Origin of the sequence: Lentibacillus jeotgali (assembly GCF_000224785.1) — a bacterium.
Taxonomy (GTDB): domain Bacteria; phylum Bacillota; class Bacilli; order Bacillales; family Amphibacillaceae; genus Lentibacillus; species Lentibacillus jeotgali.
Map to the genome: position 1 here is coordinate 71,624 of NZ_AGAV01000013.1, position 21,108 is coordinate 92,731.

Genomic DNA, 21,108 nt, shown 5'->3' on the forward strand with positions numbered 1-21,108 from the left:
AGTCATGTGCTTGTGATGAGATGATGATTTCATGGAGGTTGTAATGGCTTTTTAAATGAACAATTTAGGGGTTGATTCACCTGACTTCACTGTGTCCACATTTGTTTCATCCACGTGGTCATCTTCCTCTAATGTATTTGCCGTGTCTGTTTCTTGTTCACTTTCAAGTTGGTTCTGATTTTGCTCTGCTTCAGAATCGTTTTCATTCATTGCTTTCATCAGTTTAAACAGCATCGGCAGGTTTCTTACCATTGGTCCGTATTGCTGCACAAGCGGGGCAGCCTGCTGAACAACATTTAATACCTGCTGCACGTTGCTGAGCTTCTGTGAGAAGCCGCTGATTCGTTCTGGTGATAACAGGCTTTGGGAAACCTGAGGGGATAAGAATTGCTGCAGTCCCCTTGGAGCATGCTGTTGAGGTGGTGCAGACACAGGTCCAGGATAAAAACCCTGACGCGGCATCATACCGCTATTGGAATATTGCTGCTGGATAGGCCATACCATTATAATCCTCCCCTTTCCATAAAGTCACTTAAATTATTGTACGTGGGCAAAACATAATAGTGTAGGCGGTTATCTGCATTTCAGCCGAAAAATGATTCTGGCTTCAGAAGTATAAGCGACATAAACGTGTTTAAATGCCTGTAATTGTGGCGATTCCATGAAGTTATTAAGTTTTTACGGTGATTATTTCCCGGGCAACCGCATAAGTTTACATAATGCTACAGGTTCCGAGAAGGTTTTGGAGAGAAATGGGGATTACTGTCATGTTGTTTAATTGAATTGCGAACGTACGTTTGTGTATAATAGTAGATGAGGTGAATAAGTATGCCAAGAGATCGAGGGAGCATTAAGTGGGCTTCGTTAATGCTTCCGGAACATACCGAATTATTAAAAGAAATGTGGCTGGAAGATGATATAAAATCAAAGCCAGAGCTTGATGAACAGCAAGTTGAGCTGTTAAATGATCAGCTGCTGGAGGCTTTGGGATGCCACTCCCCTATCAGCCTTTGCGTTTATGAAAATGGCGCCATAACAGAATGGTCAGGCACGATTAGTAGCCTGGACAGTCAAACAAACACTGTTACATTGGAAACGACCGCTCAATCAGTTAAACGGATTGCATTCAGTGATATCTGTCAGCTTACATTTAAATAAGAGGTCGGGACAAAAGTATTTAAGGTAATGGAAAATCCGGACGATGATTCAAGTTTCTTCAGCTAGAGTTCGAATCAGTTCGGATTTTCCATTTTATTGTAAAGCGGAGTATTTTTCCGAAACGATCGGGTTATAACATATACCAACATTGTACTAGAACCCCATCCATCGTTCGTCTTTAGTGTTGAGCATTTTAGTTACGCTCCAGCAATTAATCCAACCTATTCAGTTCATACGCTTCCCAGAGCTGATCAAACACAGCCAGGGCATTGGTAAACGGACTATTCCATTCCAGATATCTGCTGATTTCATCATAGTCTGTTGACTGTTTTGGAAAATCATGATCATAGAACATCCAGTCAGCCAGCCGGCTTTTATCATCTGGGGTTTTTTTGCCTCTAAAGGTTAATGCATAGTGATAAAACGAACGCATAATATAAGCCCCCATTACTCAACGCTGTTATTCTCCATAAATTCCTGGTGTTTTTTGAGTTTTCTGCGATAAACAATCTGGCAAAGATAGATACTGATTTCGTATAAAATAATCAGTGGTACGATTGCAACGAGTTGCAATACAAAATCCGGCGGTGTTATCAGCGCACCAATAATGACAAGAATCAAATATGCATACTTTCGTGTCCGCCGCATGAAGTCTGGCGTCAGAATTCCCAAATGGGTAAGGAACATTGCAATAACTGGGATTTCAAAAAATAAAGCAAACGGTAGAACAATCCGGAATAGCAGTTTAAAATACCGGTCGTATGTAAATATTTCATTAAACATCCCGTCATTTAATGAAAGCAGAAACGGTATTATAAAATCCACAAAAGCGGTATATCCGAAGGCAATGCCTGCGATAAATAACATAAAAATTGCCGGAACATACAGCAGGGTCGCTTTTCGTTCGGGTTTGGTCAGTCCCGGTCTGATAAACAACCAGACTTGCAGGCATAATATCGGCAGCGTGCCGATCATTGCTGTCACGCCTGCCAGCGTTAAATAAACGGAGATAAGATCTGTCAGACCGGTGACACTTAATTTGAACGGCAGATCATCTTCAATAAAACCATAAATAATTTCAACATACATAAAGCCAATAACAAAAAATATAACGAGAAAAATGGCCGTTACGATGAGACGATTTCTGAGTTCGGAAAGATGACCTACGACATTCATCTCTTTTTCATTATCAAATCGCTGTTCTTCAGACATTGTTCACGCTCCCAATCCAAGCATAAAAGAAGATGTAAGGTTAACCCCTACACCTTTGTCAAATCGCTCATTTCTTTGATGATTCATTATTGTTACTGGAATCATCTGCCCCAAGTCCTTTTGTCGCATTTTTGAATTCCTTCAGTGAACTGCCGACTGCTTTACCGATTTCGGGTAACTTGGAAGGTCCGAAAACGATTAAAGCAATAATCAGAATTAAAATAAGCCCGGGAATACCGATACTGCCTAATCCCATGTATGATCACTCCGCATGTTATTTATTTTTGTCATCTTTTACAATGTCTTTAGTCTCTTTGACCTCATCAGAAACGTCGCTTGTTAAATCCTGTGCTGATTTTTTGAACTCCCGCAGCGTATTTCCGGCAGCTTTCCCGATTTCTGGAAGCTTTTTAGGCCCAAAAATAACCAGTGCAATCACTAAAATCAAAATAAGCCCTGGAAAGCCGATACTGCCTAATCCCATGAATGACACCTTCTTTAAGTATATTATAATGCTTCAAAGCAGAAATTCACATAGCCAACGTTCGCAATTCGACTGCGGACAGCCTGAAACTGATAAAAGTGTAACATGGCCAGCTGCTTTTAGGCAACTTAATAAGCCAGTTAGAACTGTCTTTTAGAACTGCTTTGCCAGTTCGTATTGTTCCGGATCGTTCATATTGAAAAAATGCTTGTATAACGTATGCTTTGGGATTCCACTATAGTTTGTTACATAATTCACCGTAATATAATCAAATAATGATCGTATTTTTCGTTGATCGTTATCAAGAAGCATCTGAATTTGCGGCAGTACATTTTTCGTATATATCCCGGATAAAGGGTGCCTTCTTTCGTTATACATTGGAATGACTGCCTCATAAGAATTCAATGACTGTATTAAATGCTGATAGACACCGTGATAGATAAACGGCATGTCACATGCAGCCAATACATAAATGTCAGCATCAGTATGATAAATAGCTGATTCGATACCTGCCAGTGGTCCCATGTTTTTGTACCTGTCGCGGTATGTGTCCAGTTTGAGAAATTGATAATCCGCCGGTTTGTTTGTAATGACCGTTACATGATTGCTTAATTTTTTTAATTCATCGGCAACATGTGTGATGACAGGTTTGCTGTCTATTTCCAAAAATGATTTGGTTGTGCCCATCCGCGATGATTTACCGCCTGAAAGAATTACGCCACAAATTCGCATGAGTTACTCACCTTGCCGATCGTATTGCAAGAAATAATGGTCATAACGGTTTTTGCTGTCCGTTTCCCCTTTTTCCCTGCCTGTTAGTTGCCATTCAGCCTCTGAAAAATCCGGGAAGTATGTATCCCCCTGAAAAATATCATCAACGAGCGTGATGTATAAACGATCTGCATGCGGCAAGACCTGTTTGAAAATCTCCTCACCGCCAATCACAAACAATTCATTTGCCGGATCGTGATGGTTCCAGTCCAAAACAGTGTCGACATGATTTATGACCTCAATTCCATCCGGAAATTCGCTGCTGTGCTGGTTGGTTATGACGACATTATGACGATTTGGAAGCGGTCTTCCGATTGATTCAAATGTCTTCCGCCCCATAACGATCGTATGTCCGGTTGTTTTCTGTTTAAAGAATTTCAAATCATTCGGTAGATGCCACGGTAAATCATTCCGGTGCCCTATAACGCGATTGCGGTCCATAGCGACAAGTAATGATATCATATCTCCACCTCCTCCCTTCTTTTAAACGGCAATTGGCGCTTTTATCGAAGGGTGCGGTTCGTAATCAAGCAATTCAAAATCGTCTAATTCAAAGTCAAGAATGGACGGCTTTTCCCCATTTATCCGAAGTGTCGGGCGCGACCGGGCATCACGGCCAAGCTGTGTTTTCACCTGCTCAACATGGTTTGTATAGATATGGGCGTCACCCAGTGTGTGGACAAACTCTCCAGCTTTGAGACCACATTCATGAGCGATTAAATGAGTCAGCAGTGCATAACTTGCAATATTAAATGGCACGCCGATAAAGATATCGGCACTGCGCTGATACAGTTGGCATGAAAGCTTGCCGTCAGCTACATAAAACTGGAACAGTGTGTGACATGGCGGTAATGCCATGTTCGGTACATCCTCCGGGTTCCATGCAGAAACGATATGCCGACGCGAATCAGGATTATGCCGGAGCGAATGGATTACATTTTTCAGCTGATCAATTGTTTGACTTTGTGACGTTTTCCAGGCTCGCCATTGTTTGCCATAAACATTTCCCAAGTCACCGAATTTCTCTGCAAACGCACGATCATTTAAAATGTTGTCTTTGAAAATCTTCATTTGTTCCTGATAAAGCTGATTAAATTCCTGATCCTGCTGACTTCGATTGCCAAAGTCGGTCATATCCGGGCCATCGTAGTTACTGCTTTCAACCCATCGTTTAAAAGCCCATTCATTCCATATATTATTGTTGTGCTGCAATAAATAGCGGATGTTTGTATCACCTTTTAGAAACCATAGTAATTCACTGGCCACCAGCCGAAACGGCACTTTTTTTGTGGTCAGCAGCGGGAAGCCATCCCCAAGGTCAAACCGCATTTGCTGTCCGAACACCGAATACGTTCCGGTATTGGTGCGATCTGTTTTTTTTGTTCCATTTTTCAATATGTATTGACATAAATCCAGGTAACCTGGTTCACCTTTCAGCATTTTCCTCACCTCATACACCTATCTTAATATAAAGAAAATATTACAGCAATAGGATTTATTGGTGAAGACCAATTTATTCAGCAGGATAAATAATTATATTGGCAAAATTGCTATATCGAGCCAGAAAGGCCTCGGTGAATAGGTTTAGCCTTTACTGCACACCCTACCAGTATCATATCATAAAGGTGGGATGTTGAATGACAGGATTAATCGTAAAATTACTCATATGTCCTATTGGAATTTATGTTGCTTCATGGATTTTTCCAAATGTTGATTTCGGCTACTGGTATCAGCCAATTCTTCTTGGTGTTGTGTTGGCATTTGTCGGTTATTTTATGGAAAGAGCAATGTTACGGGAAGAAACCAATTGGCTGAGTGTCGGTATGGATTTTATAGCCAGCACCTTAATCATATACTTTGGTGCGATGCTTCTTGCCGATACAGCTGTTACCTTTTTTGGTGCAGTTCTGACAGGGGCTTTATTGGCCGTTACTGAAATTTTTCAGCATAACTGGCTGCTGGATAACGACAGAGTGGAAAATGAAGAAGTTGTGCGTGAATAGTTGGTTCGGGCAGAAGGCAGCTGTACTTCTGCCCGATTAGTTTTTAATTATTGCCATTCCTTGAAGAATTGATTCAAATAAGTTTCCATAAACTGATGCCGTTCAACCGCTATTTGGGCAGCAGCGGGTGTATTCATCAAATTTTTAAGGTGTAATAACTTATCATAAAAATGCTGAACGGATGTCTCTTTACGGCCTTCCTCATCATCATGCCAGAGCATCTGGCTATTCGCTGCCCCGTATGCAAACGTCCGTGCTATACCAATGGCACCAATTGCATCCAGTCTGTCTGCATCCTGAACAATCTTTCCTTCCAACGCATCCGGTATGCTTCCCTTGCTGAACGAGACGTCTTCAGAAGCTGTTTGTATATTGCTGATTTCACCGGTAGTACATCCAATGGAGCATAAGAATTCTCTAAGCTCACTTATAGCTTTATCGGGGTTGGCAAACAACTTTTGGTCTCCGATATCATGAACCCAGCCAGCAGCTCCACAGATAAAGGGGTCAGCCTGTTCCTGTTCTGCTAAATACCTTGCCATAAAGGCTACGCGTTTCATATGGAAGAAGTCGTGCCCTGTGACATCATCATTAAACAGGGTATACACATAATCTCGGATTGCTGCTGTCTTGTCGTTTACTGTCATTAGAATAGTCCCGTCACTTTTCCATTTTGATCAACATCCATATTGAGTGCCGCAGGTTTTGCCGGCAATCCAGGCATAGTCATCATGTTCCCGGTCAATACCACGATGAATCCTGCTCCGATCGATGGTCTTAATTCCCTGATTACGACAGTAAAATTTTTAGGTCTTCCGAGCAGCGCTGGATCGTCGGACAGTGAATACTGCGTTTTTGCCATGCACACCGGAAGTTTTCCCCATCCCTGCTGCTCGTAAAAGGTGAGCTGTTTCTTTGCTTTTGGGGACAATTCAATTTCACTGGCATCATAGACTTTTTGTGCAATTTTTCTGATCTTAGTTTCAAGCGATTCATCCAAATCATATACATACTGAAATGAATGCTGATCGGCCGTGTCAGCTTTCTTAACAATTTTTTCAGCAAGTTCTGTTCCGCCCGCACCGCCATTAGCATGCACGTCGGTTAAAGCTACATCAACATTCTGGGACTCGCACCATGTTTTGATAAAATTTGTTTCTGCCTTCGTATCAGTCGGAAATTTATTGATGGCAACGACAAATGGCAGTCTAAACGTTTCAATCGTTTCAATATGTTTTTGCAGATTTTCCATCCCTGCTCTCAATGCTTCCACGTTTTCCGTTTTAAGATTGCCTTGATCGACTCCTCCGTGCATTTTTAAAGCGCGAACGGTCGCAACGATAACAACTGCATCTGTATTGAATTCACCTGCACGTGTCTTAATATCTAAAAACTTTTCCGCGCCAAGGTCAGCCCCAAAACCTGCTTCAGTGACAACATAATCGCTCAGTTTGGCAGCCGTTTTCGTTGCCATAATGCTGTTACACCCATGGGCTATATTTGCAAACGGTCCTCCATGAATAATCGCCGGCGTATTTTCGGTTGTCTGAACCAGGTTTGGCTTGATCGCATCTTTCAGCAGTAGCGTTAAAGCGCCTTCCACTTTTAGGTCCCCCACTGTTACAGGTACCTCATCATAAGTATAGCCAACCACAATCTTTGAAATGCGTGATTTTAAATCCTCCAGACTTGTTGCCAGACATAGGATGGCCATAATTTCCGAAGCAACGGTAATATTAAAACCATCTTCTCTTGGGACACCGCGCAAAGGCCCGCCAAGTCCCACAACGATCTGTCTTAACACGCGGTCGTTCATATCCATAACCCGTTTCCATTCGATACGGCGCGGGTCCATATTCAATTCATTGTCCCTATGAATGTGATTATCTATCATGGCAGATAACGCGTTGTTGGCGCTCGTAATGGCATGAAGATCACCAGTGAAATGCAGGTTTATGTCCTCCATCGGTAGCACTTGCGAGAATCCACCGCCTGCTGCACCGCCTTTCATTCCCATAACGGGTCCTAATGATGGCTCACGGAGGGCGATCATTGCGTTCTTGCCGATTTTATCAAGTGCCTGTCCCAATCCGACTGTTACGGTTGATTTGCCCTCCCCGGCTGGTGTCGGGTTGATGGACGTGACTAAAATAACCTTGCCGTTCCGTTTATCATTCAGCTTATCCATTAATGTATTGGCGAGTTTTGCTTTTGTATGACCGTACGGTTCCCAATCCTCCGGCTCCAGACCAAGCTTTTTAGCTATTTCTTGAATAGGCTTCAAATTAGCTTCCTGCGCAATTTCGATATCTGTTTTCATCTGAAAGGCTCCTCTCGAAATTAACTTGCTTCCAGTTTAACTTAACGATTGTGTTTTTTATATACTTTTATGTTAATTTTCCCCGCATGCAATGGACAGTAAACCATCCAAAAACGACCTTAAATGGCCGATTCTACACAAGCACTCCGCTGAATGAAGTTCCACTTTATGAAGCGATTTCATGATTTTTTCTGTGATTATTCGACATAATTTAAAAAAGCCAGATAAATACAGGCATTTTCTTGACTGAAGGCTTAAAATAAGCTATATTAGAAACAAGCAAAGAAGATGTATGGAATCATTAATGACAGGCGGCTTCTATGGAAGTGGATGCAATAGTGATCCAGCACTTCTAAAGAAAGCTGCTTTTTTAAATTCTGTTTGTCTGCTTTGTATTAACACGTTTTACGTGAAAGTTTTTAGGAGGATTATTTACAATGGAAAACGGCGTAGTTAAATGGTTTAATGCGGAAAAGGGCTATGGCTTCATTCAGGTGGAAGAAGGAAATGACGTATTTGTTCATTATTCCGCTATCCAGGAAGAAGGCTTCAAAACACTTGAAGAAGGTCAGAATGTAACATTTGATATTGTGGAAGGCGAGCGCGGCCCGCAAGCTGCAAATGTTGTAAAACAATAAACGATTTGAACCATATATACAAAGCGGTAATCTGACAAAGGTTGCCGCTTTTTTATTTCGGAAAAAAATAACTGATTGCCTTTCAGCACGCATCGGCGTATAATGGTTTTTGTTCCGCGGTTCGCAAACTCCCGCGTTATCAAAACTAAGGAGGAATTCGATATGCCAAATGAAATCATTTGGATTATATTTGCACTTATTAACTTTTCACTGTTGTTAATTTTCTACCGGTTATTCGGGAAAATGGGACTGTTTGTCTGGGTTGGCATGGCCACTGTAGTTGCTAATATTCAAGTGCTGAAAACTGTTGAACTATTCGGGTTGACGGCAACACTGGGAAATATCCTTTATGGGACAGCCTTTCTAGCGACTGATATTATGAATGAAAAATACGGCAGGCAAGATGCCAAAAAGGCGGTTTGGCTCGGCTTTTCAACATTAATTACCATGATTATCATGATGCAAATTGCCCTGCAGTTTCAGCCGGGGCCTGATGATTTCGCACATGGAGCACTTGCAACACTATTTGAAGTCATTCCAAGGGTTGCTTTGGGCAGTTTAGTTGCATACATCGTCAGTCAATATTTTGACGTCTGGATTTATAACAAAATTCGCAGCCTATTTCCATCAGATAAATTTTTATGGATCCGTAACAACGGCAGTACTGCTATCAGTCAGCTTCTGGATTCCGTTGTCTTTTGCTCGATTGCATTTTTGGGTGAATACCCTTTTTCTGTCTGGCTGGAAGTTCTTATGACAACGTATTTTATCAAATTTATCGTTGCACTTGTTGACACACCATTTATGTATATAGCCAAAAATATGAAAAACCAGGACTAGCTGTGCCAAGCTAACCCTGGTTTTTATTCTATGTCGCTTTTGTTAAGGCTTTTTCTTCGCGCGGTATTCTGATCCTTAGTAACAAAAGATGCAATAGCGGAAACAGAACTGCCGTCAACTGGGCGCCCACAAGCATCGGTATGACAAACAGTTCAACTGCTACAATGATATAATTCGGATGTTTGACATATTTGTATGGCCCTTTTTTTATTACGATGACGCCGGGCAGAACTATCACTTTTGTATTCCAAAATTTCCCGAGCGTATGAATGCACCATACCCGTCCTGCCTGCGCAGCCAAAAAAATAAGCAGCAGAAAATAGTTTACATCCGTCAATATATGTTTATTGAGTGAGGTCTCAGTCAAGATAGATATAAAAAAGCAGCAATGAAGAATGATAAACCATTTATAGTGTTTCTCCCCTTTTTCAATCCCCCCCATGCTCTTCATCCACTTTTCGTTACTTTTGGCAATTGATAGTTCTGCTAGGCGCTGCATGATAATCGCCAGAATAAAAAACCACATCCAAGTCGTCATGATTCGTGCCACTCCAATAACAGTAATTCTGAACTGAATCCTGGACCCAAAGCTGAAAGAACACTTTTCGAACCAGGAGCTATTCCTTCCTGCATCCATTCGTTCAATACGTACAAAATCGTAGCCGAAGACATATTGCCATGATCCCGCAGTACGTTGCAGGAATGTTTTATTTTTTCCTGCGGGATCTGTAAAATTTCCGTCATCGCTTCAAGTACTTTCCTGCCTCCGGGATGGGCGATGTAAGAATGAACATGATCTATATTGACGTTATTTAAAAATAGACTGATATGCTTACTCCAAAAAGAGCGTACAAGTGCTGGTATGCTTTTGGAAAATACCACTTCCAGCCCCCTGTTTGTAATGTCCCACCCCATCACAGAATGACTGTTTTTCTTGGTAGCGGAACTGGTTTCGATGATCCGAGGCTTGGATTGTTTGCTGTATGGCAGATACGGTGATTTATTGCCCATTACAAGTGCTGCCCCTGCTCCATCTCCGAATAGCGCCGTGCCAACAATATTACTCTTATTATAGTCATCTTTTTGGAACGTCAGACTGCACAGTTCACAGCAAACTAAGAGCACATTCTTTTCCGGATGTGCTCTGATCCAATCAAATGCACGTGACAGACCGATTGCTCCGCCTGCACAACCGAGCCCCCACAGTGGCATGCGAGATGTATCCTCCCGGAATGGACGTTTAGCCATCATGTATGTATCAAGTGATGGTGTAGCAATGCCTGTGCTCGACACAAAAATAATCATATCAACCGCTTCAAACGGAATAGGTTCTTTGAGGAATTTCCTATTTGATAGGCAGCTATCGACTGCCTCCAAGGAATGTTTAATGGCCAATTCATGATATAAGCTATTTTTTTCCTGAAAAGTGTGGGCTTCTTTAAACCACTTTGTTTCAACTGCAAATTGCCTTTTGTCAATCTGAGCATGATCGAATACCGGCTGGAGCCGCTGGATTAATTTTGAATCATGCTGCTTGAATATTTCTCTGACCAGTGATTTTACTTCCGGTTGAGTTCTTTCATTTGGCGGAATTCCCGTACCTATTGAAGCGATCAATCGTTACTCTCCTCCTATATCTTTCCGTTTTTTTTAGTTTGGCTATTACCGGCTAAAATATAACATGATTTCACAGTCTTACCGACATTTTTTAAATTCACTTTTCCCGAAGAAGTTGCTGTGTCTGCACCCGAATTGATTCAAAAACTTGGTTTACCGTCAGGCTAGCTTTAGATACCAAATAAAAAACCAGGGTGGCAAACCCTGGTTTGTATTCTGAAGTATGTTTCCCGCATATAACTCGCAGCCATTCATGAAGCAAAATTCATACAATCGATTCTGTTCAACTAGCATTCAGTGGGAAAAAACGCCCCCCATAGAATGAGGTTTCACTTTACCCTTTGTTTCCGAAATACTGATAGTAATTGGTTTGAATGAACCCATTGAAAAGTTTTCGTTTCTTGGTGGCTGTTTTTCCATACTTTTGCTCAAATTGTTCAAACGCCGTTAATATATAGACACTCCAGGAAGGGTGGTCTTTCATGATGTTTCCCAGATCGTGATATATCTTTGCTGCATCGTCCTGATCCCCGATGCGTTGTCCATAAGGCGGGTTACCGATTAAATAGCCATTGTCTTCTCGGATAAACAAATCGTTTACTTGCATTTGCTTCCACGATATAAGATCACCCAGTCCTGCTTCAATGGCGTTATCCGTTGAAATCTCGATCATTTTATGGTCAATATCTGATCCGGTTATATCAAGCTCCTGATCATAGTCCGCTTCCTCCTCCGCTTCTTCAAACGCCTGTTCCCAGTACCGGCTTTCAATCCAACCCCAGTTTTCAGAGGCAAACTCACGATTGAAGCCTGGAGCGATATTCTGACCGATTAACGCTGCCTCAATCGGAATTGTCCCGGATCCGCAGAAAGGGTCTACTAACGGGTAATCAGGTTTCCAATTAGTCAACAGGATCAGTGCTGCAGCCATTGTCTCTTTTAGTGGTGCATCTCCTTGCCCTACACGATAACCGCGTTTATGTAATCCTGAGCCGGATGTATCAATCGTTAATGTAGCCTGATCTTTATGAATAGCAGCTTCAATTTTATACAGTGCATCCGTTTCAGGCATTTTTCCTGCAACCCCGTATTTTAACTTTAAGCGCTCGGCAATTGCCTTTTTCACTATGGCCTGACAATCGGGAACGCTATGCAGGACAGATTTAACGGACTTTCCCGACACAGGGAATTTTCCCTCTTCTGTAATAACGTCTTCCCATGGCAGCGCTTTGGTTGCTTCAAATAATTCATCGAAAGTAACGGCTTTGAATTGCCCAACCTGTAATTTGACACGATCAGCGGTTCGCAGCCACAAGTTACAGCGCGGGATAGCCGAGACAGGTGCATCAAAAACAACTTTTCCATTTTCGACATCTACCTCATAACCAAGTTGTCTCACTTCCTTGGCTACAATTGATTCCAGTCCCATTGCAGCTGTTGCAATTAATGTAACATTATTGGTCATATGTATTTCCTTTCATTTCCGAATTACATCAGTACTAGTTTATCACATCGTTTATATAAATTAAAAAACCTTTCTGACAGCATCAGAAAGGTTCACGTAAAAAATTGTAAGACCATTGAATACTTGGTAAGCCATGTTCTGTTCCGTTGTACTTATGCGGTGGTCAGCCTTGTACATCGGTCGTAATCATCTATCTACGAACATTTTTCGTAAATGCCCGTCCCTTTTTTGGTTCATTTTCCTAATCAAGGGTGCCCCTACCTATTTTTGGGTTGCTCACTCGTGGGGTTTACCGCGTTCCATTCGGACTGTTTCCAATCCGACTGCGTCACTGTGGCACTTTCAAGTGTACTGGTCCATATCTTATGAGTTAGGATGTTCCACTGCCGTTAACGTTAGCCGCTACCTTGACTTATGATTTCGTCAAGCACGATCACTACAGGCATCGCAGCCTGTGTGAGCATGGACTTTCCTCTGCATATAAAACATATACAGCGATTACGTGCGTATTCAACCATTTGGCCAAACATAATTATACCATATTTTCAGAGACTTGTTCACTGGTAATTTAAAACATTACTCAGAATCAGCATATTTATTGCCGAAGACAGCTTTTTCAAGATTGGATACGCGCTTTAAAATATCGTAATTCACCTGATGGTTTGGCGCTGTTTGACGGCTTCTTGTCTGATCCGATTGCTTTTTTAGCCGTTCATTTTCTTGTCTGAGTTTATCAATTTCCTGTTGCAACGCTTCGTAATCCTGAATGATTACATCAAGATACTCGTCAACTTCTTCTTGATTATAACCCCGCATACCTGTTTTAAATTCTTTCTCAAGTATGTCTTTTCCTGTAAGTTGAATCCGGTTTGTATTCATCTTCAGTCACCTCGAATTTTTCTTTGCTTAGTCGTTTCAAAACGAAGAAAAAAGCATGTCTATTTACATATGTATTGTTTTCCTTTTTCTATATGTACCATTTTCTCTTATTTCTAGTATAACATGATTCCAAACAGTTGTCTTATTGGATTTACTTAAGGAAGGAAAAGCAGGGTCTGACTCCAGTGACATGCCAACTTGACTCGGTTCAACTAACAATCAGCGGGGTTAAACCGTCTCCCGCTGATTGAAGTTTCGCTTTATCAGCCTCTCTCACCCATATCTTCTGATTGAAAGGAAAATGGCAGTAGTTCGTTCATTGTTAAGGTTTTGGTTTGCTCATGGGTATTGGATAGATGAATTTTCATACTGCTGTCAAAAAACTCACTCATAACCTGTCGGCAGGAACCGCATGGTGGAACGGGCCGCTCAGTATCAGCCGCAACTGTCATCTCAGAAAAATCGTAAACACCGTCGGCAACGGCTTTAAAAATTGCCACCCGTTCTGCACAGCAGCTTACCGGATAGGCAGCATTTTCGATATTGCATCCTGTATAAATTTTTCCCGAACGACTCAATAATGCTGCACCGACAGGGAACTTGGAATATGGAACGTAAGCCTTGTTTTTTATTGCAATTGCTTCTTTAAGCAATTCCTGATTGCTCATACTTTTCCCCCTCTAACCAAAATGGAAGGTTATTGTAATCGATATCACCATCATTTGTAAAGCGTTTTATTCGTCATAAAGCTCAATTAACAACTGATCGAAAATAAAAAGTATCGAATGATTTAACTCCATATAACGTTTCCGCTTTACATCAACATAATAGCTATTCAGCAAAAGCAGTTCCATATTTTCCCGTGTTGAGGTAATTTGCTGCGGATGAAGATTGACTTTTCGCTCTTTGACAAGTTTAAGCACCTTCTCCTCCCACTCGGCCAGTATCTCATAGACTGGTTCTGTACGCTCCTTAACCATCAGAAAAAACTGCTTATCTTTTTTACTTTCGGGGGGGTTATTTTCTTCATATATATGCTTTAATCGTTCAAGATGCTCCTTGAGCTGTTCGGTTTCCTGCATTAAATTCATAAAATATCATGACCTTTGCAACATTTTAACTGACAGAGTCATTTTATCATCCGGCCAATTAAAAAGCATCCTTTATGACAGTCTTTTTTCTAATTCTTCAGGAACGAAGCGACTGGGAGAAACCTTTTTTCGGTCGATTCGCTGCTTTTGTTCCAGTTTGTTTATTGTGTAAGTTGTGCGATAAAGTTCCTGTTGCCGCTTTTGGAATTCTTCCTGGATGCTGTTGTCAACTGCCATGGTGATTTTTTGATCGAGCAGACGGAGTCGGTCAGTCATATCTGACAATGCATCATTGAAATCCCGTGTGCTGTTTCTTTTCACTTTTGAACTGGCTGCCTTGATTTTTGCCATCATGCTCACCCTCATATTAGTATTTGTTAATCACTACTTCTCGAAAAATCGTTCCTTACCTTCCCTATCGACAAAACTAGAAGAATAATGGCAAAACAAGAGTATATTCGCTTCAGTTCAGACAAACTAATTGCAAAGGAGGTAGAAGTCATGTCTAAGAAACCATCTCAGCATAAAACTGAAGAGCATCACCAGAAAAAAGAAAGTAAAAGCCAAAACAAAAAATTAGACGGCCCGAACCGTCCGTCAACTTAAAATTGCGCAAAAAAGGATTTGTTCTTATGGCAAATCCTTTTTTACGTGAATATACTTTTTAACTGATAATAGGCATAGAGCATTTTGCGTCTGTTATAAAATGTATTTTTGATGTCTGGATCCGGTTTTTGAAAAATGTTCTCCATCCATTTTCGTTTTACCCCCCTTCTTTTATACCAATCATTCCGAATGGTATCTTGATGGGTTATGATCGGATAAATGGTACGCAACCACGGGGCCTTGTCTGTTTGTAAACCGAGAAAACGTTCATAATCATAACGAGAGCCCGTGTGCTCAACTGTACGCACAAATTTATACATGTCGTCGTAAACGGCGGGATGAAAAAGAATGGATGCAATTCTTTTCCCAAGCGCAATTCGTTTACTGACATTCGTAAAATCATGGACGAAAGCCCCATACAGTGTCAATGATCTGGTTGGTATAATAATGGCATTCAGCAGCAGCATGTCCTGTAACAAGTATGGCGGGCGCAGAAATACCCGGTGCTTAAAGTAATCTTGCTTAATGACAGGATGGTGGATAACATTTTGTTCGTTGATAATCAGCGAAATCATAAGGCGCTCTTTGTCCTGATGCCTCCAAAAGTATGCCCATTCTTTCTGCATGAACCGGGATACATAAAAATGAGACAATAAGTGAAACATTGGCTTGTTTAAATAAGTCGAAAGCTTATAAGTCAAAAGCTGCGGATAGGCATCGGAAAATATAAGCCAGTTGGCACGCTCGTATGTCATAAACAGACGCTTTCGCTGAGTATTTGACAGTATTTTCCGGAAAGGCGGCAAGGCTAAATCGGTCATATTCCACCCTGCGTTCCGTGATACAACGCCGGCAACCAATGCCCATTTTATTTCGGGAAAGGCTTCATAAAAGTTGTGATAGGCTTTTGTCCGTGAAACGTTATCAAAATTGTGCTGTTTTGTTTCAGATATAATATAATGAATATAGTTGTTTTTTCCCTGCGCGACATCCATATGATGACCTCATTATATAGGTTATATAGTCAATTTCTGTATTTTTTGGTATGATACTGTAATAAACCGGGAGGAGAAGAATGCGTTATCCAAATGGTCAAAAAAACAAACATGTCCAACGAGTATCTGGTGCAGCCCGCACAATGGGGTTCAGCAACCGCGGGATGACGCTGGAAGAAGATATCAATGCCACGAATGACTTTTATCGGAATACCGATAAGGCAATTATTCATAAAAAGCCGACACCGGTACAGATTGTAAATGTCCATTACCCAAAAAGAAGTGCCGCTGTCATAACCGAGGGATATTTTAAACAGCCCTCCACTACAGACTATAATGGTGTGTACCGCTCAAGATATATTGATTTCGAGGCAAAGGAAACCAAAAATAAAACAAGGTTTCCGCTGGCAAATATACATGGACATCAGATTGAACATATGAAAGGAGTCATCAGACACGGAGGTATTTGCTTTTTAATTATACGATTTTCCGTCTATAATGAAACATATTATATACCTGCAGAAATGTTTTTCCCTTACTGGGATAATCAATTTAACGATGGGAAAAAATCAATTCCCTATGAGACGATACAAAAATCGGCGTATAGAATTCCATTTCATTATCAGGCAAGGGTTAATTATTTAGCCATCATTGATCAGCTTTATTTTTAGATAGGAGGAAAAAGAGTTATGGCAACAAACGGCCAATCTCGTACAGCAAGACGAAAACAAAAAAAATCTGCTAAAAAACCGCTTTGGAAAAAAATAATAATGATTACCGGTATTGCTATACTGGCTTTAGGAATAGGTGTTGGTGCACTGTTTACTTATTATATTGTCACAGCACCGGAAATTGATGCATCAAAATTGGACACGCCATTTCCGTCAAAAATATATGATAAAGATGGTGAACTGTTTGCCAACCTGGGGGCCGAGCAGCGAACCAAAGTTGAATACGAGGAACTGCCGCAAGTGCTGATTGATGCTGTTCTTTCAACTGAGGATGCACGCTTTTTTGAGCATCCCGGTATTGATATATGGCGGATTGGCGGTGCGATAGTTTCCAATGTAACCAATGGTTTCGGTTCTGAGGGCGCCAGTACGATTACCCAGCAGCTGGTTGAGAAATCTTTCCTGTCACCGGAAAAGAAAATTAGCATCAAGGTTCAGGAAATGTGGCTGGCTTTAAAATTGGAGCGACAATATTCTAAAGAGGAAATACTCGAGATGTATTTGAATAAAATTTATTACGGGAACCGGGCATACGGTGTCGGCAAAGCGGCAGAACGTTATTTCGGGAAAACAGACTTGAGTGAACTGACACTGCCGGAAGCTGCCATTCTTGCCGGTCTGCCGCAGCGTCCATCCGCCTATAATCCATTTGAAAATCCTGAATTAACAAAAGACCGGATGAGTACAGTTCTAAGCTTAATGGTTGATAACGGGAAAATATCAGAAAGTGAAGCTGAAGAAGCAAGGCAAGTGGACATCCCTTCCCTGCTGACTGATGATACACCGAATCCGACGCCATATCAGGCTTTCTTGCAGCAGGTGCGTAAAGAAGTTGAGGAAAAAGTTGACGGTGCCGATATTTATACAGATGGTTTAGATATTCACACAACAATCGATATTGATGCACAGAAACACGTTGAGTCTTTGCTCGCTGAGGACAGTCCAATCAATTATCCGGCACCGGTCACCGGCCCGAAAGGTAACGAACAGAAGATGCAAGCAGGTATGACAGTGCTTGATACGCAAACAGGTGCGATACGTGCGATCGGCGGTGCCCGTGGAGGTTTGGAAAATGACGGTTTGAATTATGCAACAGACATCAGCCGCCAGCCAGGCTCAACGTTTAAACCGATTATTGGTTATGGACCTGCGATTGAAGAGAATCAATGGTCGACGTATCATCAGCTTAATGATGACGGTCCATATGATATCGCTGGAAGTGATAAGCAAATAAATACGTGGGCTAATCAGTACTATGGCTGGGTATCCATGCGTTATGCGCTGCAGCAGTCACTGAACGTGCCGGCAGCGAAAACATATGAAGAGATCGGAGGAGAGACTGCCAAACAATTTGCCGAAGGTCTGGGTATATCATTCGGTGACAATAACATCTTAGTAGGTGATGTACTTGGGGGACATATCGGTACAAATCCGCTTGAACTCTCAGGTGCCTATCGCGCCTTTGCAAATGGTGGTGTTTATAATGAGCCGTACGCTGTTACAAAAGTGGAGTTTCCGGACAGTGGCAGAACTGTAAATTTAAAGCCGGAATCTGAAGCAGCAATGTCGGAATCCACTGCATATATGATAAACGACATGCTGCAAACTGCTATTTCAGAGGGGACAGGTACACAGGCAAACGTTCCCGGACTGCCTGATGCCGGAAAAACTGGAACAACTACAAGAGAAGGTGTTGAGGGTTCTCCGGATTCCTGGTTCAGCGGTTATACTACGAACTACACGATTTCGGTTTGGACCGGTTATAACAACAACGACATAGCATTACCGGACACAAAAATTGCGCAGGAATTATATAAGAACACGATGTCGGAACTGTCAGAGGGTGTTGAGACACCAGACTTTTCAAAACCTGATTCGGTTGTGGAAGTACCGGTCGAAAAAGGGTCAAGACCTGCCAAACTGCCGAGTGAGAATACACCTGAATCAGAAATCGTTACTGAACTGTTTGTAAAAGGAAATGAACCATCCGAGACTTCGGAACAATTTGACCAGCTTGATCCGGTCAACGGACTGGAGGCAAATTATGATCAGGATTCAGGTTCGATTCAAGTGGAATGGAGTTATGATTCAGGCGAAGATGTGTCCTTCGAGGTAAGCGCAAGTGTTGATGGCGGTCAAATGCAGGGACTTTCGTCTACTGACGATACATCGATGGAAATTTCCAATGTTGAACCTGGCACAACATATGAAATTCAGGTTGTTGCCACGACGGATTCAAATACCAGTGAACCGGTGACAGCCTCTGTTGAAGTACCAGGAAATGAAGAAGACGAGGAAGAGAACGAAGAAGAGAATGGTGAAGGAAACATTCCGGCAGTCAACGGCCTTAATGCTACCTCAGCCAGTTCGGCGATAGATGTTTCCTGGCAGTATGATGGGCCGCCTGCTCAATTTGAAGTGGCTGTTTCTCAAGGCGGCAGCCAGCTCCAGACACAAACGGTTAATTCAGCGGGAATCGTCATTGAAGGTGATGGTGTTCAACCAGGTCAAACCTATTCGATAGCTGTTACACCTGTAGGTCAAAATGGTGCCAACCAGGGTGTTAGAGGAGAACAATCGACGACAGAAGTGACGATCCCTGAGACAGATGATTCCGGCGGTAATGGAAATGGCGGTAATAACGAAGGAAATGGCAATAACGGCACTGGTAGTGGAAATGGTCCAGGTAATGGTAACAATAACGGCGGCAATGAAAATGGAGAAGAAACCGAGGGCGACACTGAAGCTGAAGAAAGTAACGGTGACGGTAGCAGTAACGACACTGAAAATGAACAAGGTAACAGCGAGGGTAATGGCAACGGCAGTGGTAGCGAAGAAAATGGCGATAATGACCAAGGTGCCGAAGAAGAAGATAGTGAAAACGCAAGTTAACAACAACCATTAAAAAAGAGACAGCCTCCAAAATTAAAGAGGCTGTCTCTTTTTACTTTCCTTCTGCCGCAGCTGCTTTTCTCATCCGCTTTTGCCCTTCCCGGCATAGATCAAGCAACGGGCATTCCGGACACTGCGGGTTTCTGGCCTTGCAATGATACCTTCCAAAGAAAATCATCCGATGATGCGTATCGGCCCATTCGTCTTTGGGGACTTTTTTCATCAAAGTCTGTTCGACTTCCAAAACGGAATCTTTCCAGCGGCAAATTGCCAGCCGTTTGGCAACACGTTCGACATGAGTATCAACGGCAATCGCCGGCTCTCTGAATGCGACTGATGCTACCACATTGGCGGTTTTTCGCCCTACTCCGGCAAGCTTCATCAATTCCTGTTTCGTTCTTGGCACTTCTCCGTCATAATCATCAATCAGCATTTGACATAGCTTTCGAATATTTTTTGCTTTGTTCCGATAAAGGCCGATTGATCTAATGTCCTGTTGCAGTTCTTCAAGCGGTACCGACAGAAAATCTTCGGGTGTCTTATATTTTTTGAATAATGTGGCTGTAACTTTATTGACTAAGGTATCTGTACACTGAGCTGATAATAAAACAGCAACAACGAGTTCAAAAGGATTGTCATGGTTCAGTTCACACTTTGCTTCAGGATACATTTCCTTCATGATATCAAGACAATGCTGAACCTGTGTTTTGTTAAGCATCCGTTATTCCTCCTCCAGCCAGTTATAATAAATGGATGTGTCCCGTTTTTTAGGAGCTGGCTCCTTTTTTACTGCCTGATGTTCATGGAAAGCTTTACTGGCATCGCGCGCTTGTTCAACCGTTTGAATTCCTTTCTTTTGCCATTCGCGGAGAATCCGGTCAATATATTTAAAATTAAGCTTTCCCATGAGAACAGATTCCCTTAAAGCTGCTTTTATGAGCGATGGTACAAGTTTATCCTCATCCAACCATGTATTGATCATCTCAATTTCAAATGGCGAAAGCGGTCTGCCGAATTCCTGTTCAAACAATATAAAAATTGTCCCGTCATTTTCCGTCTGAATCTCCTCTGTGTCTTCCGTAAAAAGCTTTTTCCAAAGTGGATTAAGACTGTACGCCTCAGTAATCTGGTTTGCTTCATTTTTTAATTGTTCGATGGATAAAAAATTCCGCTGGATAAGGCTGCGTAAAATATTGGCACATTCTTTCTCACTGATGGTCAGCTGACTGGCAAGGTCATTTGGCGTCGGAAAATCATTCTTTTCCTGCAAAAAGCGAAGCAGCTGCAAAATGACCATTACTTCTTGTTCATTAAGCCCCAATGCTTTGTATTTATCAAGTAATTGAACAGGCACTTGCACCTGATTTAATAAAATATCTTGAAATGAAATGAATCGTGTCATAAAT

Annotated in this window: 26 protein-coding genes and 1 other RNA gene; 6 read left to right on the plus strand and 21 right to left on the minus strand. The window is 41.9% G+C overall.

Annotated features, from left to right (window positions below):
• Nucleotides 1-51: 51 nt before the first annotated feature.
• Nucleotides 52-504, minus strand: a complete 453-nt coding sequence (gene vrrA / locus ON01_RS18570) for a VrrA/YqfQ family protein (protein WP_010530768.1) — start codon at nucleotides 502-504, stop codon at nucleotides 52-54.
• A gap of 324 nt (nucleotides 505-828) precedes the next feature.
• Here vrrA and ON01_RS09325 point away from each other — a divergent pair, with 324 nt between their 5' ends.
• A complete protein-coding gene (locus tag ON01_RS09325; RefSeq protein ID WP_083838377.1) occupies nucleotides 829-1,158 on the plus strand; it encodes a YolD-like family protein in 330 nt (109 codons plus the stop codon).
• Nucleotides 1,159-1,369: 211 nt separating this feature from the next.
• Here ON01_RS09325 and ON01_RS09330 read toward each other — a convergent pair whose 3' ends face one another.
• From ON01_RS09330 to ON01_RS09360, 7 genes are all read right to left on the minus strand, one after another.
• Entirely contained in the window at nucleotides 1,370-1,591 is a 222-nt protein-coding gene (locus ON01_RS09330) for a YozE family protein (protein ID WP_010530770.1), read from the minus strand.
• A 14-nt stretch (nucleotides 1,592-1,605) separates the two neighbouring features.
• Entirely contained in the window at nucleotides 1,606-2,370 is a 765-nt protein-coding gene (tatC, locus tag ON01_RS09335) for a twin-arginine translocase subunit TatC (protein ID WP_010530771.1), read from the minus strand.
• A 67-nt stretch (nucleotides 2,371-2,437) separates the two neighbouring features.
• Nucleotides 2,438-2,626 carry a twin-arginine translocase TatA/TatE family subunit gene (tatA, locus tag ON01_RS09340; protein ID WP_010530772.1) on the minus strand — a complete coding sequence of 63 codons (189 nt, stop codon included), beginning with the start codon at nucleotides 2,624-2,626 and terminating at the stop codon, nucleotides 2,438-2,440.
• Nucleotides 2,627-2,644: 18 nt separating this feature from the next.
• Nucleotides 2,645-2,854: a twin-arginine translocase TatA/TatE family subunit gene (locus ON01_RS09345; protein ID WP_010530773.1), complete on the minus strand. Its 210-nt coding sequence runs from the start codon at nucleotides 2,852-2,854 to the stop codon at nucleotides 2,645-2,647.
• 153 nt (nucleotides 2,855-3,007) lie between these two features.
• The gene (mobA, locus tag ON01_RS09350; protein ID WP_010530774.1) at nucleotides 3,008-3,586 is read right to left on the minus strand and encodes a molybdenum cofactor guanylyltransferase; all 579 of its coding nucleotides are present in this window, start codon (nucleotides 3,584-3,586) and stop codon (nucleotides 3,008-3,010) included.
• Nucleotides 3,587-3,589: 3 nt separating this feature from the next.
• Entirely contained in the window at nucleotides 3,590-4,087 is a 498-nt protein-coding gene (locus tag ON01_RS09355) for a dihydrofolate reductase (protein WP_010530775.1), read from the minus strand.
• Between the two features lie 21 nt (nucleotides 4,088-4,108).
• Nucleotides 4,109-5,065, minus strand: coding sequence for a thymidylate synthase (locus ON01_RS09360; protein WP_010530776.1), 957 nt, complete (start codon nucleotides 5,063-5,065; stop codon nucleotides 4,109-4,111).
• A gap of 197 nt (nucleotides 5,066-5,262) precedes the next feature.
• On the opposite strand from ON01_RS09360, the gene ON01_RS09365 reads away from it, so the two are divergent.
• Nucleotides 5,263-5,628, plus strand: a complete 366-nt coding sequence (locus ON01_RS09365) for a DUF2512 family protein (RefSeq protein ID WP_010530777.1) — start codon at nucleotides 5,263-5,265, stop codon at nucleotides 5,626-5,628.
• A gap of 47 nt (nucleotides 5,629-5,675) precedes the next feature.
• Here the strand turns inward: ON01_RS09365 and ON01_RS09370 are convergent, their stop codons facing one another.
• Entirely contained in the window at nucleotides 5,676-6,275 is a 600-nt protein-coding gene (locus ON01_RS09370; protein ID WP_010530778.1) for an HD domain-containing protein, read from the minus strand.
• Complete coding sequence (locus tag ON01_RS09375) at nucleotides 6,275-7,948, minus strand: formate--tetrahydrofolate ligase (RefSeq protein ID WP_010530779.1); 1,674 nt, start codon at nucleotides 7,946-7,948, stop codon at nucleotides 6,275-6,277. The genes ON01_RS09370 and ON01_RS09375 overlap by 1 nt, the downstream gene beginning before the upstream one ends.
• A gap of 437 nt (nucleotides 7,949-8,385) precedes the next feature.
• Here ON01_RS09375 and ON01_RS09380 point away from each other — a divergent pair, with 437 nt between their 5' ends.
• Complete coding sequence (locus tag ON01_RS09380; RefSeq protein ID WP_010530780.1) at nucleotides 8,386-8,586, plus strand: cold-shock protein; 201 nt, start codon at nucleotides 8,386-8,388, stop codon at nucleotides 8,584-8,586.
• Nucleotides 8,587-8,748: 162 nt separating this feature from the next.
• On the plus strand, nucleotides 8,749-9,426 hold the full coding sequence (locus tag ON01_RS09385; protein ID WP_010530781.1) for a queuosine precursor transporter: 678 nt from the start codon (nucleotides 8,749-8,751) through the stop codon (nucleotides 9,424-9,426).
• 28 nt (nucleotides 9,427-9,454) lie between these two features.
• On the opposite strand, the gene ON01_RS09390 is transcribed toward ON01_RS09385, so the two are convergent.
• The 9 genes from ON01_RS09390 to ON01_RS09425 form a co-directional block, all read right to left on the minus strand.
• Nucleotides 9,455-9,964, minus strand: coding sequence for an isoprenylcysteine carboxyl methyltransferase family protein (locus ON01_RS09390; RefSeq protein ID WP_010530782.1), 510 nt, complete (start codon nucleotides 9,962-9,964; stop codon nucleotides 9,455-9,457).
• Complete coding sequence (locus tag ON01_RS09395) at nucleotides 9,961-11,043, minus strand: type III polyketide synthase (RefSeq protein WP_010530783.1); 1,083 nt, start codon at nucleotides 11,041-11,043, stop codon at nucleotides 9,961-9,963. The genes ON01_RS09390 and ON01_RS09395 overlap by 4 nt, the downstream gene beginning before the upstream one ends.
• A 334-nt stretch (nucleotides 11,044-11,377) precedes the next feature.
• Nucleotides 11,378-12,508: a THUMP domain-containing class I SAM-dependent RNA methyltransferase gene (locus ON01_RS09400; protein WP_010530784.1), complete on the minus strand. Its 1,131-nt coding sequence runs from the start codon at nucleotides 12,506-12,508 to the stop codon at nucleotides 11,378-11,380.
• Between the two features lie 122 nt (nucleotides 12,509-12,630).
• Nucleotides 12,631-13,018: RNase P RNA component class B (gene rnpB / locus ON01_RS18925), an RNA gene on the minus strand.
• A gap of 66 nt (nucleotides 13,019-13,084) precedes the next feature.
• On the minus strand, nucleotides 13,085-13,387 hold the full coding sequence (gene gpsB, locus ON01_RS09405) for a cell division regulator GpsB (protein WP_010530785.1): 303 nt from the start codon (nucleotides 13,385-13,387) through the stop codon (nucleotides 13,085-13,087).
• Nucleotides 13,388-13,650: 263 nt separating this feature from the next.
• Entirely contained in the window at nucleotides 13,651-14,055 is a 405-nt protein-coding gene (locus ON01_RS09410) for a cytidine deaminase (protein ID WP_010530786.1), read from the minus strand.
• A gap of 66 nt (nucleotides 14,056-14,121) precedes the next feature.
• Entirely contained in the window at nucleotides 14,122-14,478 is a 357-nt protein-coding gene (locus ON01_RS09415) for a DUF1798 family protein (RefSeq protein ID WP_010530787.1), read from the minus strand.
• A gap of 72 nt (nucleotides 14,479-14,550) precedes the next feature.
• On the minus strand, nucleotides 14,551-14,829 hold the full coding sequence (locus ON01_RS09420) for a hypothetical protein (RefSeq protein WP_010530788.1): 279 nt from the start codon (nucleotides 14,827-14,829) through the stop codon (nucleotides 14,551-14,553).
• Between the two features lie 296 nt (nucleotides 14,830-15,125).
• Entirely contained in the window at nucleotides 15,126-16,079 is a 954-nt protein-coding gene (locus ON01_RS09425) for a DUF2515 family protein (protein ID WP_010530789.1), read from the minus strand.
• Between the two features lie 80 nt (nucleotides 16,080-16,159).
• Here ON01_RS09425 and recU point away from each other — a divergent pair, with 80 nt between their 5' ends.
• Nucleotides 16,160-16,750, plus strand: a complete 591-nt coding sequence (recU, locus tag ON01_RS09430; protein ID WP_010530790.1) for a Holliday junction resolvase RecU — start codon at nucleotides 16,160-16,162, stop codon at nucleotides 16,748-16,750.
• A gap of 18 nt (nucleotides 16,751-16,768) precedes the next feature.
• Entirely contained in the window at nucleotides 16,769-19,702 is a 2,934-nt protein-coding gene (locus tag ON01_RS09435; RefSeq protein ID WP_010530791.1) for a penicillin-binding protein 1A, read from the plus strand.
• 52 nt (nucleotides 19,703-19,754) lie between these two features.
• On the opposite strand, the gene nth is transcribed toward ON01_RS09435, so the two are convergent.
• Both nth and ON01_RS09445 read right to left on the minus strand, forming a co-directional pair.
• The gene (gene nth, locus ON01_RS09440; RefSeq protein ID WP_010530792.1) at nucleotides 19,755-20,420 is read right to left on the minus strand and encodes an endonuclease III; all 666 of its coding nucleotides are present in this window, start codon (nucleotides 20,418-20,420) and stop codon (nucleotides 19,755-19,757) included.
• Between the two features lie 3 nt (nucleotides 20,421-20,423).
• Nucleotides 20,424-21,104, minus strand: a complete 681-nt coding sequence (locus tag ON01_RS09445) for a DnaD domain-containing protein (RefSeq protein WP_010530793.1) — start codon at nucleotides 21,102-21,104, stop codon at nucleotides 20,424-20,426.
• Between the last annotated feature and the right edge of the window lie 4 nt (nucleotides 21,105-21,108).

What these genes read in the sequence shown, in the direction of transcription:
- ON01_RS09400 (WP_010530784.1), bottom strand. Translation starts at nt 12,508, where the DNA reads ATGACCAATAATGTTACATTAATTGCAACAGCTGCAATGGGACTGGAA.
- tatA (WP_010530772.1), bottom strand. Translation starts at nt 2,626, where the DNA reads ATGGGATTAGGCAGTATCGGTATTCCCGGGCTTATTTTAATTCTGATT.
- ON01_RS09375 (WP_010530779.1), bottom strand. Translation starts at nt 7,948, where the DNA reads ATGAAAACAGATATCGAAATTGCGCAGGAAGCTAATTTGAAGCCTATT.
- ON01_RS09345 (WP_010530773.1), bottom strand. Translation starts at nt 2,854, where the DNA reads ATGGGATTAGGCAGTATCGGCTTTCCAGGGCTTATTTTGATTTTAGTG.
- ON01_RS09355 (WP_010530775.1), bottom strand. Translation starts at nt 4,087, where the DNA reads ATGATATCATTACTTGTCGCTATGGACCGCAATCGCGTTATAGGGCAC.
- ON01_RS09365 (WP_010530777.1), top strand. Translation starts at nt 5,263, where the DNA reads ATGACAGGATTAATCGTAAAATTACTCATATGTCCTATTGGAATTTAT.
- ON01_RS09420 (WP_010530788.1), bottom strand. Translation starts at nt 14,829, where the DNA reads ATGGCAAAAATCAAGGCAGCCAGTTCAAAAGTGAAAAGAAACAGCACA.
- ON01_RS09415 (WP_010530787.1), bottom strand. Translation starts at nt 14,478, where the DNA reads ATGAATTTAATGCAGGAAACCGAACAGCTCAAGGAGCATCTTGAACGA.
- ON01_RS09390 (WP_010530782.1), bottom strand. Translation starts at nt 9,964, where the DNA reads ATGACGACTTGGATGTGGTTTTTTATTCTGGCGATTATCATGCAGCGC.
- ON01_RS09425 (WP_010530789.1), bottom strand. Translation starts at nt 16,079, where the DNA reads ATGGATGTCGCGCAGGGAAAAAACAACTATATTCATTATATTATATCT.
- gpsB (WP_010530785.1), bottom strand. Translation starts at nt 13,387, where the DNA reads ATGAATACAAACCGGATTCAACTTACAGGAAAAGACATACTTGAGAAA.
- nth (WP_010530792.1), bottom strand. Translation starts at nt 20,420, where the DNA reads ATGCTTAACAAAACACAGGTTCAGCATTGTCTTGATATCATGAAGGAA.
- ON01_RS09380 (WP_010530780.1), top strand. Translation starts at nt 8,386, where the DNA reads ATGGAAAACGGCGTAGTTAAATGGTTTAATGCGGAAAAGGGCTATGGC.
- ON01_RS09370 (WP_010530778.1), bottom strand. Translation starts at nt 6,275, where the DNA reads ATGACAGTAAACGACAAGACAGCAGCAATCCGAGATTATGTGTATACC.
- tatC (WP_010530771.1), bottom strand. Translation starts at nt 2,370, where the DNA reads ATGTCTGAAGAACAGCGATTTGATAATGAAAAAGAGATGAATGTCGTA.
- recU (WP_010530790.1), top strand. Translation starts at nt 16,160, where the DNA reads ATGCGTTATCCAAATGGTCAAAAAAACAAACATGTCCAACGAGTATCT.
- mobA (WP_010530774.1), bottom strand. Translation starts at nt 3,586, where the DNA reads ATGCGAATTTGTGGCGTAATTCTTTCAGGCGGTAAATCATCGCGGATG.
- ON01_RS09410 (WP_010530786.1), bottom strand. Translation starts at nt 14,055, where the DNA reads ATGAGCAATCAGGAATTGCTTAAAGAAGCAATTGCAATAAAAAACAAG.
- ON01_RS09435 (WP_010530791.1), top strand. Translation starts at nt 16,769, where the DNA reads ATGGCAACAAACGGCCAATCTCGTACAGCAAGACGAAAACAAAAAAAA.
- vrrA (WP_010530768.1), bottom strand. Translation starts at nt 504, where the DNA reads ATGGTATGGCCTATCCAGCAGCAATATTCCAATAGCGGTATGATGCCG.
- ON01_RS09330 (WP_010530770.1), bottom strand. Translation starts at nt 1,591, where the DNA reads ATGCGTTCGTTTTATCACTATGCATTAACCTTTAGAGGCAAAAAAACC.
- ON01_RS09360 (WP_010530776.1), bottom strand. Translation starts at nt 5,065, where the DNA reads ATGCTGAAAGGTGAACCAGGTTACCTGGATTTATGTCAATACATATTG.
- ON01_RS09445 (WP_010530793.1), bottom strand. Translation starts at nt 21,104, where the DNA reads ATGACACGATTCATTTCATTTCAAGATATTTTATTAAATCAGGTGCAA.
- ON01_RS09385 (WP_010530781.1), top strand. Translation starts at nt 8,749, where the DNA reads ATGCCAAATGAAATCATTTGGATTATATTTGCACTTATTAACTTTTCA.
- ON01_RS09325 (WP_083838377.1), top strand. Translation starts at nt 829, where the DNA reads ATGCCAAGAGATCGAGGGAGCATTAAGTGGGCTTCGTTAATGCTTCCG.